The organism is Streptomyces sp. NPDC040718 (assembly GCF_055593565.1).
This window is the reverse complement of record NZ_JBVIXO010000001.1, coordinates 776,402-791,137: the sequence shown is the minus strand read 5'-3', so window position 1 is coordinate 791,137 and position 14,736 is coordinate 776,402. Positions and strand designations below refer to the sequence as shown.

13 protein-coding genes are annotated in these 14,736 nt (G+C 73.3%); 7 read left to right on the top strand and 6 right to left on the bottom strand.

What is annotated here, in order from left to right; translation table 11 throughout:
- The first annotated feature begins 25 nt into the window (after positions 1–25).
- Positions 26–1,045: a LysR family transcriptional regulator gene (locus ACZ597_RS03615; protein WP_471324395.1), complete on the top strand. Its 1,020-nt coding sequence runs from the start codon at positions 26–28 to the stop codon at positions 1,043–1,045.
- Between the two features lie 211 nt (positions 1,046–1,256).
- Here ACZ597_RS03615 and ACZ597_RS03610 read toward each other — a convergent pair whose 3' ends face one another.
- Positions 1,257–1,442: a hypothetical protein gene (locus ACZ597_RS03610; RefSeq protein WP_471324392.1), complete on the bottom strand. Its 186-nt coding sequence runs from the start codon at positions 1,440–1,442 to the stop codon at positions 1,257–1,259.
- A gap of 179 nt (positions 1,443–1,621) precedes the next feature.
- Here ACZ597_RS03610 and ACZ597_RS03605 point away from each other — a divergent pair, with 179 nt between their 5' ends.
- On the top strand, positions 1,622–2,992 hold the full coding sequence (locus ACZ597_RS03605; RefSeq protein ID WP_471324389.1) for a carbohydrate-binding protein: 1,371 nt from the start codon (positions 1,622–1,624) through the stop codon (positions 2,990–2,992).
- Positions 2,993–3,084: 92 nt separating this feature from the next.
- On the opposite strand, the gene ACZ597_RS03600 is transcribed toward ACZ597_RS03605, so the two are convergent.
- Genes ACZ597_RS03600 through ACZ597_RS03590 form a run of 3 tightly spaced genes read right to left on the bottom strand, consistent with a single transcriptional unit; the run spans position 3,085 to position 7,010 of the window.
- On the bottom strand, positions 3,085–4,098 hold the full coding sequence (locus tag ACZ597_RS03600) for a YdcF family protein (protein ID WP_471324386.1): 1,014 nt from the start codon (positions 4,096–4,098) through the stop codon (positions 3,085–3,087).
- A 48-nt stretch (positions 4,099–4,146) separates the two neighbouring features.
- Positions 4,147–5,727: an N-acyl-D-amino-acid deacylase family protein gene (locus ACZ597_RS03595; protein WP_471324384.1), complete on the bottom strand. Its 1,581-nt coding sequence runs from the start codon at positions 5,725–5,727 to the stop codon at positions 4,147–4,149.
- Between the two features lie 2 nt (positions 5,728–5,729).
- Entirely contained in the window at positions 5,730–7,010 is a 1,281-nt protein-coding gene (locus ACZ597_RS03590) for an alanine racemase (RefSeq protein ID WP_471324381.1), read from the bottom strand.
- A gap of 463 nt (positions 7,011–7,473) precedes the next feature.
- On the opposite strand from ACZ597_RS03590, the gene ACZ597_RS03585 reads away from it, so the two are divergent.
- Entirely contained in the window at positions 7,474–7,881 is a 408-nt protein-coding gene (locus ACZ597_RS03585; protein WP_471324378.1) for a RidA family protein, read from the top strand.
- A 61-nt stretch (positions 7,882–7,942) separates the two neighbouring features.
- On the opposite strand, the gene ACZ597_RS03580 is transcribed toward ACZ597_RS03585, so the two are convergent.
- A complete protein-coding gene (locus ACZ597_RS03580; RefSeq protein ID WP_471324375.1) occupies positions 7,943–9,274 on the bottom strand; it encodes a M14 family metallopeptidase in 1,332 nt (443 codons plus the stop codon).
- Positions 9,275–9,411: 137 nt separating this feature from the next.
- Positions 9,412–11,106, bottom strand: coding sequence for a chitinase (locus ACZ597_RS03575; protein ID WP_471324372.1), 1,695 nt, complete (start codon positions 11,104–11,106; stop codon positions 9,412–9,414).
- A 370-nt stretch (positions 11,107–11,476) separates the two neighbouring features.
- Here ACZ597_RS03575 and ACZ597_RS03570 point away from each other — a divergent pair, with 370 nt between their 5' ends.
- Genes ACZ597_RS03570 through ACZ597_RS03555 form a run of 4 tightly spaced genes read left to right on the top strand, consistent with a single transcriptional unit; the run spans position 11,477 to position 14,735 of the window.
- Positions 11,477–12,346, top strand: coding sequence for a hypothetical protein (locus tag ACZ597_RS03570; RefSeq protein ID WP_471324369.1), 870 nt, complete (start codon positions 11,477–11,479; stop codon positions 12,344–12,346).
- 39 nt (positions 12,347–12,385) lie between these two features.
- On the top strand, positions 12,386–13,087 hold the full coding sequence (cpaB, locus tag ACZ597_RS03565) for a Flp pilus assembly protein CpaB (protein ID WP_471324366.1): 702 nt from the start codon (positions 12,386–12,388) through the stop codon (positions 13,085–13,087).
- A gap of 7 nt (positions 13,088–13,094) precedes the next feature.
- Complete coding sequence (locus ACZ597_RS03560; RefSeq protein ID WP_471324363.1) at positions 13,095–14,366, top strand: AAA family ATPase; 1,272 nt, start codon at positions 13,095–13,097, stop codon at positions 14,364–14,366.
- Between the two features lie 3 nt (positions 14,367–14,369).
- Positions 14,370–14,735: a TadE/TadG family type IV pilus assembly protein gene (locus ACZ597_RS03555; RefSeq protein WP_469111362.1), complete on the top strand. Its 366-nt coding sequence runs from the start codon at positions 14,370–14,372 to the stop codon at positions 14,733–14,735.
- Position 14,736: the final 1 nt, after the last annotated feature.

The window sequence follows — 14,736 nt, the reverse complement described above, 5'->3', positions numbered from 1 at the left end:
CGCAGGTCTGGACCAAGCTCGGGGCATGGATCTGGAGCTGAGGCACCTCAAGATCGTCAGGGCCGTCGCCGACGCGGGCAGCCTGACCCGCGCCGCCACCGCCCTCGGGCTCGCGCAACCCGCCCTGAGCGGCCAGCTCAAGCGGATCGAGCGGGCCCTGGGCGGCGAACTCTTCGCACGCGGCCGGGACGGCGTACGGACCACCGCGCTCGGCGAGCTGGTGCTGGAGCGGGCCCGGGTACTGCTTCCCGCGCTGTCCGAGCTCCAGGAGGAGGCGCTGCGCTTCGCCCGGAGCGGTGCGGCCGGCTACCGGCTCGGCGGCACCCACGGGCCGCTGCTCGGCGGGCTCGTCGACCGGATCGCCCACCAGGAGCCCGGGATGCCCGTGACCACGTACACGTCCTGGTCGGAACGGGAGATCGCCCAGGGCGTGGCCGCGGGCCGGCTGGACTTCGCGCTGGTCGGGGCCTGCGGCGAGAGCGCCCCGCCCGAGCCCGGGCGGCTCGCCTGGCTGGAGGTGGCCCGGGACCCGGTCCACGTGATGCTGGCCGAGGACCACCCGCTCGCCCACCGGGCGCGGATCGAGCTGGCGGAGCTGGCCGCCGAGGCGTGGACCGACGTACCGGGAGACGGGTGCTTCGGGGACTGCTTCGCCGCGGCCTGCGTCCGCGCCGGGTTCACCCCCGCCTGCGTCTACGAGACCGACACCGCCTCCTGCGTGCACCTGGTCCAGGTCGGCCGCGCCGTCGGGCTGTGCCGGGCCACGTTCCCCGCCACCCCCGGCGTGGTGGCCCGGCCGCTCGCCGGGAGCCCCCTCGTCTGGCGGCACCTGCTGGGCTGGCACCCGGCGGCGCCGGCCGCGACCCGGGCGCCGGGCGTACTGGCGCACGCCCGGTCCGCGCACGCGGACGCGCTGGCCAGGTCGGCGGGGGCCGTCACCCAGCCGGCCGTCGCCCTCCCGATCACCACCGGGACCAGCGGGACGTCACCGTGCCCGCCCGCGCGACCGGTGCGGACGGCGGCGATGGAGTCCACCACGTCCTGACCGCCGCTCACCGTCCCGAAGAGGCGTAGCCCCACCCGGCCGGGGCCGGGGCGGTGTGGTCCGGCGCCGGGTCGTCGGCGGTGTTGACGAAGAACCGGGCGGTCGCCGAGGACCCCGCGCCTCGACGCCGGCGGGGCTGGAGGGGGCGCGCCGCGGCCCCGGGGGCGGCCCCGGGGTCGTGGGGGTTCGGCAGCCTTCGGCCGGGCGGGCGCTACGGGAGGTAGCGCTCGATGACCTGCGGGCCCTCCTTCTCGATCAGCTTCCGCGCCGCTTCGACCCGCTCCGGAGTCGGGTCGTGGCCGGTCGCCATCACCAGGTCCTCGGGGTCGTACGCGCGCTCTCCACCCGTGAAGAGCCGGTCCGACCGGGTGGGCTGCTCGTTGGGTTCACTGTCCATCGGATACCTCCTACCGTGCCCCCCCAGGCCCCCATCCTGCGGCCCCCGCCCCATGAACGCACCTCGGGTGCCGGGGACGGCCGGCCATAACACCGGGGGAGGGGCCAACCGGGAGCTCCCGCAAGCCGGTTCGGATTCCTACGGTTTCGGTGACCCCCACTGAACCGAGGAGATCCACCATGCTCAAGCGACACGCCCGCGCGGCGTGTACCGCCCTGGCCGCCGCCGGGCTGCTGCTGGCCGGCACCACCGCCGCCGGGGCCGCCACCCCCACCGCGGACCCGGCCGCCCCGCAGAAGTCCGCGACGGCCACCCTGCGCCCCGGCGACGCACCCGCCGAGCTGCTCACCGCCCTCCAGCGCGACCTCGGCCTGACCCCCACGCAGGCCAAGGACCGGCTGGCCCACGAGGCCGAGGCGGGAGCCACCGCCGCCCGGCTGAACGCCCGGCTCGGCGCCGCCTTCGCGGGCGCCTGGGTCGAGGGGGCCGACTCCGCCACCCTGACCGTGGCCACCACCCGCGCCGCCGACGCCGCCGCGATACGCGCGGCCGGGGCGAAGCCGAAGCTGGTCGCCCGCTCCCTGGCCGACCTGGACTCCGCGAAGGCCCGCCTGGACCGGGCCGCCACCGCCGAGACGCCCGTCCGCTACGTCGACCCGCGCGGCAACGCCCTCGTCGTCGAGGAGACCCGGCCCGGCGCGGCCGCCGCGCTGCTGGCCGCCACCGGCACCGACCCCGCCCTCGCCACGGTCGTGCGCACCGCCGCCGAGAAGGCCCCGCGCCCGCTGTACGACCTGCGCGGCGGGGACGCGTACTACATGAACGGCCGGGGCCGCTGCTCCGTCGGCTTCCCGGTCACCAGGGGCACCACGCAGGGCTTCGCCACCGCCGGCCACTGCGGCCGCGCCGGCACCAGCACCAGCGGCTTCAACCAGGTCGCGCAGGGCTCGTTCCAGGCGTCCGTCTTCCCGGGCAACGACATGGCCTGGGTCGCCGCCGACGCCAACTGGACCGCCACCCCGTACGTCAAGGGCAGCGGCGGGGCGAACGTCCAGGTCACCGGCTCCGTCCTGCAGCCCGTCGGCTCCTCCGTCTGCCGCTCCGGGTCCACCACCGGCTGGCACTGCGGAACCGTCCAGCAGCACAACACCAGCGTCACCTACCCCGAGGGCACCATCTCGGGCGTCACCCGCACCACGGTCTGCGCCGAGCCCGGCGATTCCGGGGGCTCCTACATCTCCGGCAGCCAGGCCCAGGGCGTGACCTCGGGCGGCTCCGGCGACTGCACCGGCGGCGGCACCACCTTCTTCCAGCCGCTGAACCCGATCCTGTCCGCGTACGGGCTGGCCCTCAAGGTCACCGGCTCCGACCCGGGCCCCGGCCCCGGCCCCGAGGACCCGCAGCCCGGCGGCACCTGGAAGGCCGGCACCGTCTACGCCGCCGGGGACACGGTCACGTACGGCGGCGCGGGCTACCGCTGCCTCCAGGGCCACCAGGCCCAGACGGGCTGGGAGCCGTCGGTGGTCCCGGCGCTCTGGCAGAAGCTGTAACCGGAAACCGAGGCCCCAACCGCGGGGGACCCGCGAGCAGGGGGTGCCGTGACGACCAAGGGGGGCGTCCCGGCACCCCCGCACGACGTTGCCTAGAGCACGGCCGCCAGGGTGGCCAGGGCGCCGATCGCGACCAGCGCGCCACAGATCGACAGGTTCACCACCCGGTGCTCCCAGAACACCGCGACGAACTCGCGCAGCGTGGCGCTCGGCAGGAAGTAGCGGGCCGTCGGCGAGCCGACCACCTGCCCGTTGACCCCCGTCTTGCGGGCCAGCATCGCGGCCCGGAAGGCGTGGAAGTTGTTGGTGACGACCACGCACCGGTAGCCCGGCTCGTCCGCCAGCATGATGCCCTTCGAGAAGAGCATGTTCTCCTCGGTCGTCGCGGAGTTCTCCTCCAGCTTCACGTGCTCCGCCGGGACGCCCTCCGCGATCAGCCAGTCGGCCATGGCCCGCGCCTCGGAGACCCTCTCGTCGGAGCCCTTGCCGCCCGAGGTGAGCAGCACCGGCGGGCGCGAGCCGCGGGCGAGCTGGGCCTCGTAGATCTGCTTCCCCTTGCGCAGCCGCGAGGCCAGCAGCGGCGGCACCCGGTCCCCGCCGATCAGGCCGGAGCCCAGCATGACCACGTGGTCGACGTCCCCGCGCACCTTGATCCGGCCGTAGAGGAAGGCGTACCCGAGGAAGCAGAGGAAGATGAAGGCGACGTAGCCGACGACCAGGGTCAGCGTCGTGGCCATGCCGGTCAGGACGGTGGAGTGGAACATCGGGACGGCGATCAGCAGCGCGATCATCCCGAAGATGCCGAGCCCCGCCAGCATCGACAGCAGGTTGGCCGGGCGGCGCCCCTCCTTGCGGATCATCGTGACCCCGTTGGCGATCAGGAAGCCGCCGATCGCCATCGTGCCGAGCACGGGCCCGGCGAAGGCCAGGGCGAAGATCGTCAGGGCCGCCCACGGAGGCAGGGACGCCACCTTGAAGAGCAGCGCCGCCAACAGCGTGATGCAGGTCAGGCCGAGCAGTACCGCGTTGCTGAAGCGCCGGCGGTCCTTGAAGGCGCTCACGCAGAAGGCGAGGAAGAGGAGGGCGGGGAGGAGGAAGACGGCCATGCAGTTCATCGTATGTGCAGGCCGTGAACGCCCGAGGGGGCCAAAGTCCTACCCCGTGAAGGGGGTTCTGCGGACCGCCCGGCCGGCGAGGACGTCCGTCCGCTTCCCGTCCCGCATGACGAACCGTCCGTCGACCAGTACGTACGGGATCCCCGTCGGCAGCGCGCGCGGCCGCTCGTACGTGGACCCGGCCGCGACGGTGTCCGGGTCGAAGAGGACCAGGTCGGCGCGGAGGCCCTCGCGGACCAGCCCCCGGTCGGGCAGCCGCAGCCGTGCCGCCGGGCGGCCCGACAGGTGGGCCACGCACTCCTCCAGGGACAGCACGCCCAACTCGCGCACGTAGCGGCCGAGGTAGTGCGGGAAGGTGCCGTACGCGCGCGGGTGCGGCTTCGCGCCGTGCAGGATGCCGTCGGAGCCGCCGGTGTGGACGGGGTGGCGCATGATCGCCCGGACGTTCTCCTCGTGGCCGACGTGCTGGAGGACGGTCGGCCCGAGCCGGTCGCCGATCAGCAGCCGCCGCGCGGTCTCCCAGCCGTCGAGGCGCGTGCCGACGTGGCCGCCGTACGCGGGGTCGTTCGTCCCGGAGACCTCGACGGCCGCCCAGTCCACCGGCACCCCGTGGCAGCCGTCGGAGCCCTCCACCTCCAGCGCCCACCGGATCCGGGCGGCGGTGTCCTCGTCGCGCAGCCGCGCCAGCAGGGCCTCGGGGCCGCCCTCGTGGGCCCAGCCGGGGAGCAGTGCGGCGAGGGTGGTGCAGCCGGGGGTGTACGGGTAGCTGTCGAGGGTGACGTCGGCGCCGTCGGCGAGGGCCGCGTCCAGCAGGGCCAGCAGTTCGGGGGCCCGGCCCTCGTTCTCCCGGAAGTTCATGGTGGCGTGCGCCAGGTGCAGGGCGCAGCCGGCCTCGCGGGTCAGGGTGAGCATCTCGGTGTAGGCGGCGAGCGCGCCGCGCCCGTACGAGCGGTGGTGCGGGCAGTAGTAGCCGCCGTACCGGGCCACCACCTTGCACAGTTCGGTGAGTTCGGCGCCGGTGGCGTACATGCCGGGGGTGTAGGTGAGGCCGGACGACATGCCGACGGCGCCCTGTTCCAGCCCTTCGGCGACGAGCTGCCGCATCCGGTCGAGTTCGGCCGGGGTGGCGGGGCGGTCGTCCCAGCCGAGGGCGTACGCGCGGACGGTGCCCTGGGGCACGAGGTAGGCGGCGTTGACGGCGATGCCGCGTCCGCCGTGGGCGCGGTCGAGCCGGTCGAGGTACTCGCCGACGGTCCGCCAGTCGAAGTCGACGTCGTCCCCGGGGCCGTTCCAGCCGGCGATGGCGGTCCGTACGCCGACCAGGGTGCGTGCGTCGGCGGGCGCGTAGGACAGGCCGTCCTGGCCGAGGACTTCGAGGGTGACGCCCTGGGCGGCCTTGGCGGTGTGGTCCGGGTCGCGGAGCAGTGCGAGGTCGCTGTGGGCGTGCATGTCCACGAACCCGGGGGCCAGGGCCAGCCCGTGGGCGTCGACGGTCCGCCGTCCGCCGGCCGGGATCCTGCCGATGGCGGCGATCCGGCCCTCGTGCACGGCGACGTCCGCGGTGTACGAGGGCCCGCCCGTGCCGTCGACGACACGGGCGCCCCGGATGACGAGGTCCACGGCTAGAAGAACGTCCGGACGTACTCGGTGACCGTGCCGTCGGCTTCCACGACCGGGATCAGCGGCCACTTCTCGAAGATGGTGCAGGGGTGCGACATGCCGAGCGCCACCCAGTCGCCGACCTGTACGTCCTCGGCGGAGCCGGTCTCCAGCCAGGCGTGCTGGTCGGAGAGCTTGACGACGCGGATGCCGGTGGCGGGCCGCTCGGTGCCGTCGAGGGCGTCGCGGACCAGCTCGGCCTCGGGCAGCCCGAGGTCGTAGGCGATGTCGCGCTTGCCGGCGTTGACGAAGGCCTGGGTGGGGGAGGGGCGGGAGACGACCTGCGTCCAGAGCCGGAAGGCGGGGCGCAGTCCGCCTTCCTCCGGGACCCGGTTGAAGGGGGTCAGGCGGCCGTACCAGCCGTGGTCGTGGGAGACGTACGCCCCGGAGCGCAGCAGTTTCAGTACGGGCCGGGACAGCTCGGGCAGTTCCCCGAACACGTCGGCGACGGCGTCGAACCAGGCGGAGCCGCCGGCGCTGACGACGATCTCCTCGACGTCGGGGCCGAACCGCCCGGCCTTGTCGAACTCGGCGGCGAGCCCGGTGAGCCGGCGCAGCCAGGCGTGCACCTTCTCCGGGTCGGCGTCGGGCACCTCGGCCTCGTAGCCGGCGATGCCGACGAGGCGCAGGGTGTCGGTGGCGGCGACGGCGTCGGCGACGGCCCGGCAGTCCTCGTCGGTACGGGCCCCCGTGCGCGCCCCCTCGCCGGCCCCGAGTTCGACGACCACGTCGAGTACGGCGCCGCGGCCCTGGAGGGCCCGGTCCATGAGCCGGACCCCGCGTACGGAGTCGACGTAGCAGACGAACCGGAATCCGGGGTCGGCGACGAGCTCGGCGGCGACCCAGCGCAGGGCGGCGGGGTCGACGAGCTCGTTGGCGAGGAAGATGCGCGGGATCCCGAAGGCGCGGTAGACGCGGGCCTGGTGGGGCACGGCGGCGGTGATGCCCCAGGCGCCGTGCGCGAGCTGGCGCTCGAAGAGCTGCGGGGCCATGCAGGTCTTGCCGTGGGGCGCGAAGGCGAGGCCGTGGCGGGCGGAGTACTCGCCGAGCACGGTGAGGTTGTGCGCGAGCGCGTCGGCGTCGAGGGTGAGGACGGGGGTGGTGAACCCGCCGGTGTAGAGGTCCCGCCCCTGCGCGGCCAGCTCTCCGACGGTGAGGCCCGCCGGCTGGGCGTCCGGGGGCAGGCCCTTGAACCGGTGGTCGACCGGTTCGTCGGCGAGCCGTCGGACTGCGTCGCTGGCCATGGGGTCCTCCTGGGGTGGTGCGGATGCGCTGTGCGGTGTGCCTGTGGTCTAACACCCGGGGGGACGAGGGTCAACGCGGCCCCGGTTCCGCCGGGCGGTGCGGCGTCCGCTGCGCGGGGCCGTCCCCTACCCGCCCTTCCACCGTTCCCCGGGGCTCCGCCCCGGACCCCGATACCGTGCGCTCCGCGCCCGGTGCGCTCAAACGCAGCGCGGGCTGGATTCGCGCAGCGAATTTCCAGCCCCGCCGGCGTTTGAGGCGCGGGGGTGCGGGGGCGGAGCCCCCAGGAAGGGGTCTGGGGCGGAGCCCCGGGGAACGGGCGAAGGGAGGGGCGGGGAGCAAGCCCGCGCAGCGGTAGCCCGTCCTCGCGAACCGGTCGAACAGGGAGCACGCGGGGGCCGCCCCGCTGACACCATCAGCGGGGGGAATCACCCCCGTACCGATACGACCGCAGAGGACCCCTCCGTGAGCGAGAAGACCGCCGTCACCCCCGACTCCCACCCCGCCCCGCCCGCGAAGTTCTCGCACGGCGTCCGCAAGGGCAACATCCTCCAGGTGGCCGGCCAGGTCGGCTACCTGCCGCACGTCGAGGGGCAGCCGCCCACCACCGCCGGGCCGACGCTGCGCGAGCAGACCCTCCAGACGCTGGAGAACGTCCGCTCCGTACTGGAGGCCGGCGGCGCGAGCTGGGACGACGTGGTGATGATCCGCGTGTACCTGACCGACACCGGCCACTTCGCCGAGATGAACGAGATCTACAACGCCTACTTCGACGAGCAGGGCGTCAAGGTCCCCTCCGCGCGCACCACGGTGTACGTCGGCCTGCCCGCCGGTCTGGTGATCGAGATCGACGCCCTCGCCGTACTCGGCTGAGCCGCGGGCGAAGGGGGCGCCCCCCTGGCGGTGGGGCGCCCCGGCCCGGCGTGCGCGCCGGCTAGGCGCAGTACTGGGCTTCCTTGCCGATGGAGCGGTACATGCAGTCCGCGTTCTCCAGGAGCTGGAGCACCGCTTCCTTGTTGCGCGCCGTCTCGCGGTCGATGACCTCGTCGGGCGGGTAGAAGCCGCCGCCGCCGTTCGCCGGGTACATCTCGAAGGTGTAGGCGAAGATCTTCTGGTTGCCCCACAGCCAGTCGTCGATGGTGCCGTCGGTGATGTACAGGTCGCTCGACTGTTCGGGCGTGTAGCCGTTGCTCGCGGCCATGTTCGTGCCGATCTTCTTGTACGCGGCGAGGTCGTCGGCCGTCAGGCCCGGCGCGGTGTCGTTGTACGTGTAGCCGAACGGCCACAGCACCAGTTCGCTGTACGTGTGGAAGTCGATGGCGGCCGTGATCTGCTGCTTGCCGCCGACCACCCGGCTGCGGACGAAGTCGGAGACCACCTTGACCTCGGGTGCGGACTCGGCGGCCGGCCCGCGGTAGGTCTCGGAGCTCTTGCTGCTGCTGGAGCCGCCGCAGCAGCCCCACTTGTAGTTCCAGTTGCGGTTCTCGTCGGTGCCCACGTACGAGGAGCCGCTGTTGGGCTGGCGGTTCTTGCGCCAGGACCGGTAGGAGCCGGTGGCGATGTCGTACTCGCCGCCGTCCGGGTTGAGGTCGGGGACGATCCAGATCTCCCGCTGGTCGACCATGTTCGTGATCCGGCTCTCGCTGCCGTACTTGGAGCCGAACTCCTTGAGCAGGTACAGGGCCATTTCCACGGTGAGGTGCTCGCGGGCGTGCTGGTGGGCCGTGAAGAGCACCTCGGGTTCGGCCTCGTCCGTGCCGACGTTGTCGCTGATCTTGATGGCGATGAGGTCGCGGCCCTGGTACGACTTCCCGATGACCCGCTTGCTCATGATCCCGGGGTACTGGGCGATGCGCTGGTCGATCTCCGCGTTCGCCTCGGCGTAGTTGTGGTACCTGGAGTCGGCCGAGGGGAAGTCCATCGGGGCCGCCGCGACGCCGCGCTCGCTGCGGTCCGGCGGGCCGGGCAGCGGGGTGAGCGCGTACCCCAGCGCGCGCAGGCTCTTGGCCTGCATGGGGTCGGCGCTGACGACGACCGAGCGGGCGTCCACCTCGTCGATCGAGGCCCCGGTGCGCAGCAGGGCCGTGCGTTCGGCTGCCGTGGAGGGGCCCTGGATCTCGTACTGGGCGATCGCCTCGTCCTGCGTCGCCGTGGACGGGGTGGGCGGGGGTGCTGCCGTCGCGCTCAGGCCGTAGGCGGGTGCGCCGAGCGCGAGCGCCAGCAGGGCCGCCGTGACGGCGGCCCTCCGGCGGGTGTGGAGCCGCATGCGTTCTCCTGGGTGGGAGTGTGGGGGTAGCCGTGCGGACGCGCACAGCGTGCTCTCGTGGCATGTCCCGGTCAATAGCCCCGGGGGTATCCGGCGGGCTCACCGGACCGAATCAGCCACCCCCACACCTCTACCGCCTACGGCAGCCCGTGGACCTTCGGACCCACCGCGTTGGACCAGGTGCTACCCGCCTTGGCGTCCCAGTTGGTCGACCAGGTCATCGCCCCGCGCAGCGAGGGGTAGGTCTTCGACGGCTTGAAGGACCCGCAGCCCGTGCCCCTGGCCAGGCAGTCCAGGGCGTTGTTCACGACGGTCGGGGAGACGTAGCCGCTGCCCGCCCCGCTCGGCGAGGCCGGGACGCCGATCCCCACCTGCGAGGGGTCGAGGCCGCCCTCCAACTGGATGCAGGCCAGCGCCGTCAGGAAGTCCACCGAGCCCTGGGAGTAGACCTTGCCGTCGCAGCCGTTCATCGCGCCGCTGTTGTAGTACTGCATGTTCACGACCGTCAGGATGTCCTTCACGGCAAGCGCCGTCTTGAAGTAGCCGCCCTGCGTGGACTGCATGTCGATGGTCTGCGGGGCCATGGTCAGGACCAGGGAGGAGCCCGCCTTCGCCGACAGGGCGCGCAGCGCCTGCGTCATGTAGGTCGGGTTGAGGCCGTTCTCCAGGTCGATGTCGATCCCGTTGAAGCCGTACTCCTGCATCAGCGCCCAGGCGGAGTTGGCCAGATTGGCCGCCGAGGCGGAGTCGTTGACCGAGATCGTGCCCTTCTCGCCGCCGATGGAGAGGATGACCGACTTTCCGGCGGCCTTCTTCGCGGCTACGTCGGCCTTGAACTGCGCCACGGTGTAGCCGCCGAGGCCGGCCGAGTCGAGGTTGAAGGTGATGGCGCCGGGCGTGGCCGTGGCGTCGGCGAAGGAGACGGCGATGATGTCGTACTGCGCGGAGACGTCGGAGAGCTTCTGGACGGTCGCGCCGTTGTTGAAGTTCTGCCAGTAGCCGGTCAGCGCGTGCTTGGGCACCGACGGGTTCGGGTTCGGTCCGCCGCCCCCGGTGGTGGTGCCGGTGACCGGTGCCGACTTGGGGCCCTCCCCGGCCGCGTTGTACGCGCTCACCTGGAAGGAGTACGAGGTGCCGGGCGCGAGCCCGGTGACGGGCGTGGAGGTGTTCGCCGCCGTCTGGACGCGCACGCCGTCCTGGTAGACGTGATAGCCGCTCGCCCCGCTGACCGCGTTCCACGAAAGGGTGAGCCCGTTCTGGCTCTGGCCGGAAACGGCGGCCCCCGCGGGCGCGCCCGGCAGGCTCGGACCGGGGTCGGTGGGGCCGCCTCCGTCCGGGCCGAAGACGCTGAACTCGTCGACGGTGTAGGCCGGCTGGCCGTACCAGCCGTGGGTGTAGACGGTGACCTGGGTGGTGTTCGGGCCGGTGGTGAAGGTGGTCGACAGCTTCTGCCAGCCGCCGCCCGAGCCCGGCGTCCAGGTGGAGACGTCCTGGGTGCCGGTGCCGCTCGCGCCCAGGTAGACGTACGAGCCCTGCACCTGGGCGCTGAGCGTGTACGTGGAATTCGGCTTGACCGTGACGGTCTGGGCGCAGCGGGCGTTGTCCGAGCCCGCCGGGGTCGCCTTCAGGGCGCCCGCCCCGGTGTGGACGGGGGCGGAGACGGAAGCGCCGCTGCCGTTCGAGCATGACCAGTTGGCGAGGCCCGACTCGAAGCCGCCGTTGCGGACGACGTTGACGTCGGCGGCCTGGGCGGGGCCCGCCGCGAGGGCGGTGAGGCCGCCGGCGGCGAGGGTGGCGGCGAGGGGCAGGGCGAGGGAGCGTATGCGGTTCACGTGGGCTCCGTGGGGGGAGTAAGGGGAGAAGCGGAAGGGGGGAACCGTGAGGGGGAGTGGGGTCCCCGGGATCGAAAGCCGGCGCCAGCCAAGTTGGTCCAGACCAATCCCGGTGTCAAGAGTGTTTGCAATGTGGCTTGAAATGCATCAGCTCCCGATCCCTGTTGTCCGGGTTTTCCGCCTCCTGTGACATGTGCTTCCGGCACGGGAATCTTCAAGCCCCTGCCCTGCCAGGGGCGTCGCGGATATGGTGCTCGGGCAAGGGGGAAGGGCGCCGATCGTTTGCGGTCGCGCAGCATGCGCGCGTGCGGAAGTCCGGCCGACGGCCGGGCGAACGGGCGCCGCGCGGAGGGTGAACGGGGGGATTCGCGTGCCGACCGCCATCGCTGTCACCAGTGCCGATCTGGTGCTGCCGGCCCCCGACCGGCACACGCCCGGCGCCGCCGTACTGCGCCCGCCCGCCGAGGCGGGCCTGGAGGCCTCGCTCGCCGAGACCACCGCCCTGCTGGAACGGCACGGCCACCTCGTGGCCGTCGTACCGTCCTGGCTGCCCCCGGCCACCGTGCAGCGGGTGCGCACCGTGCGGGCCGTCCTGGAGACCGACCGGATCGCGCTCGTCGACGTCGGACTCCCGCCGCTGGGCACCGCCGTGCTGGTGCGTCAGCTGCGCCAGCTCACCGTCTGCGACTTCAGCCCCGGCGTGATCGCCTCCGCCGCCCGGCTGCTGTCCCACTACATCCACGCGGGCGCCCTGCTGGGCTCCGTCGCCAAGCTCGACCGGATCCCGGTCGGCCTCAAGGCGCACGCCCGCTCCTGGTCTCCCAGCGCCCAGTTCGCCGTACTCGCCCACCCGTCGCCGCACCTGGCCCGGCTCGGCACCGCCGCCACCGGGGTCATCCCGCCCGGGCCGGCCTTCGCCACCCACCTCACCTTCGCGCGCGGCCAGCTGTCCTCCGACTGGGTGGCGGCCGAACTGGCCCCCGCCTGGCAGGTGCAGGGCGTGATGGAGAACCCGCTGCCCGCCGACTCCGCCCGCTGGTGGGCCACCCCGAAGCTCATCGAGTTCGCCGCGGCCATCCCCGACGTCTCCGTGCTCTACCAGCTGGTCTCCTCGGTGCGCCGGGAGGAGTGCGGCTGGTGCGGTTTCGAGCTCATCGGCGACCGCTGCGGCTTCTGCGCCGCCCCCCTGGCCGCACCCCCGCCCGAGGTGCCCGCCGCCCGCACCGGATCCGGATCCTGACCGCCCGAACGAACGTAGAACGGCGAGGTAGTACGGCCAATGAACTCACGCCAGCGCCGCGGCGTCATCCTGCTGCTCCTGTCGGTCCTGTGCGCACTCGCCGCCTTCGCCGGGGTCCTCGTCGTGATCGGCGACGTCAACTCCAAGGTCGGCGCCGAGGTCGTCGCGTACCGCGTGAAGGGCGACATCGCACCGTACAGCGCCCTGACGGCCGGCCAGTTCGAAGAGGTGAAGGTCCCCAAGCGGTGGCTGTCGGACACGGCCGTCGACGACCTCGGCGCGCTCCAGGGCAAGATCGCGCTCACCACCCTGAAGAAGGGCTCCCTGCTCCAGAGCGACATGTTCGTCGACAAGCCGCAGCTCCAGGCCGGTGAGCAGGAGATCGCCATCATGATCGACGCGGCCACCGGCGTGGCCGGCAAGATCACCTCGGGGGCGAAGGTCAACATCATCGCCACCTTCAAGGGCGCCAAGGAGACCGACCCCTCCCGCTCGGTGATCATCGTCGCCAACGCCCGCGTCCTCGGCGTCGGCAAGCTCACCGCCCTCGACAAGGAAAGCGACCGCAAGGGCCCCGCCGAGGCGGTCCCGATCACCTTCGCCCTGAACACGAAGGACACCCAGCGCGTCGCCTACGCCGAGTCCTTCGCGGAGCACGTCCGGCTGGCCCTGGTGGCCCCCGGCACCGAATCGGCCCCCAGCCCGACCGACCGCACGTACACCCTCGACGGGGACAAGTGAGGCGCGGATGACCACTCGAATCCTCCCCGCGGCCGGCGATCCGGACGCCGCCCGCTCCATCACCGCACTGCTCAGCCAGCTGCCGGACGCCGAGCCCGCCCCGCCCGTCCCCGACTCCACCTCCCTCCTCGACATGCTCGGCCGCATGGCCGCCGAGTCCGTCGACGAACTCCCCGAGGTCGTCCTCGTCCACGAGCGGATCGGCCCCGTCCCCGCCCTGGAGCTCATCCGCGAAGTTGCCCTCCGCTTCCCGGCCGTGGGCGTGGTCCTGCTCTCCTCCGACGCCGGCCCCGGCCTCTTCTCCGCCGCCATGGACTCCGGCGCGCGGGGCCTGATCGCCCTGCCCCTCTCGTACGAGGAGCTGAGCGCCCGCGTCCAGGCCGCCGCCCTGTGGGCCGTCGGCGTACGCCGCCACCTGGGCGGCGGCGCGGAGGTCTTCACCGGCCCCGGCGGCCGGGTCGTCACCGTCACCGGGGCCAAGGGCGGCGTCGGCACCACCTTCACCGCCGTCCAGTTCGCCCTCGCCGCGGCCGCCTCGGGCCGGCGTACCGCCCTGGTCGACCTCGACCTCCAGGCCGGGGACGTCGGCTCCTACCTGGACGTGCAGTTCCGCCGCTCCATCGCCGACCTCGCCGGCATCCAGGACATCTCCCCCCGAGTCCTCCAGGACGCCGTGTACGAGGACCGCACCGGGCTGGCGCTGCTGCTGGCCCCGGCGGAGGGGGAGCGGGGCGAGGAGGTCGACGAACGGGCCACCCGCCAGGTCATCGGCGCCCTGCGCGCCCGCTACGAGCTGGTCGTCGTCGACTGCGGCACCCAGGTCACCGGAGCCAACGCCGCCGCCGTGGAACAGGCCGACGTGGCCGTACTGGTCACCACCCCGGACGTGGTGTCCGTACGGGCGGCCAAGCGGATGGTGCGGATGTGGGAGCGGCTCCAGGTGCGCAAGGCGGAGGACACCGCGGTGGTCGTCAACCGCTGGAGCAAGCACACCGAGATCCAGCCCTCGCTGATCGAGAAGATCACCAAGACCCGGCCGGTCCGTACGGCGGTCCCCGCCGCCTTCAAGGAACTCCAGGCCGTGGTGGACGCGGGCCGGGTCCAGGACCTCGACAACCGCTCGACGGTGAAGCAGGCCCTGTGGGCGGTGGCGGGCGAGCTGGGGCTCCTCTCGTCGCCCGACAAGGCCCCGGTCCCGGCACAGCCGGGCACGGGTTCGGCCCTGGCCGTCAGGCCGTCCGGCCCGGTGGCCCGGCTGCGGCGCGGCCGGGAGGGCTGACGCGTGCGCCGGGGGCGGTACCGGGGCGGGGACCGGGGGCAGGTGGCCCTGGAGTTCGTGGGCATGGTGCCGCTGATCCTGCTCCTCGTGGCGGCGGTGTGGGAGTGCGTACTGATCGGCTACGCGTTCTCCCTGGCCGGGAACGCGGCCGACGAGGCGGCGCGGGCGGGGGCGGTCAAGGGCGACGGGGCGTGCCGGGCGGCCGCCGTCGAGCACATCGGGGGCGCGTGGGGGCCCGAGGTCGAGTGCGGCCCGGCCGGGGACGTCTACCAGGCCCGGGTGAAACTCGGCATCCCGGTGCTCTTCCCCGGCCTCGACTTCGGCGAGATCGACGGCAAGGGCGGCGCGGCCATGGAGCGGGAGGAGTGAA

Coding starts and splice junctions, on each gene's coding strand:
- ACZ597_RS03615 (WP_471324395.1), top strand. CDS start 26: ATGGATCTGGAGCTGAGGCACCTCAAGATCGTCAGGGCCGTCGCCGAC.
- ACZ597_RS03610 (WP_471324392.1), bottom strand. CDS start 1,442: ATGGACAGTGAACCCAACGAGCAGCCCACCCGGTCGGACCGGCTCTTC.
- ACZ597_RS03605 (WP_471324389.1), top strand. CDS start 1,622: ATGCTCAAGCGACACGCCCGCGCGGCGTGTACCGCCCTGGCCGCCGCC.
- ACZ597_RS03600 (WP_471324386.1), bottom strand. CDS start 4,098: ATGGCCGTCTTCCTCCTCCCCGCCCTCCTCTTCCTCGCCTTCTGCGTG.
- ACZ597_RS03590 (WP_471324381.1), bottom strand. CDS start 7,010: ATGGCCAGCGACGCAGTCCGACGGCTCGCCGACGAACCGGTCGACCAC.
- ACZ597_RS03580 (WP_471324375.1), bottom strand. CDS start 9,274: ATGCGGCTCCACACCCGCCGGAGGGCCGCCGTCACGGCGGCCCTGCTG.
- cpaB (WP_471324366.1), top strand. CDS start 12,386: ATGAACTCACGCCAGCGCCGCGGCGTCATCCTGCTGCTCCTGTCGGTC.
- ACZ597_RS03560 (WP_471324363.1), top strand. CDS start 13,095: ATGACCACTCGAATCCTCCCCGCGGCCGGCGATCCGGACGCCGCCCGC.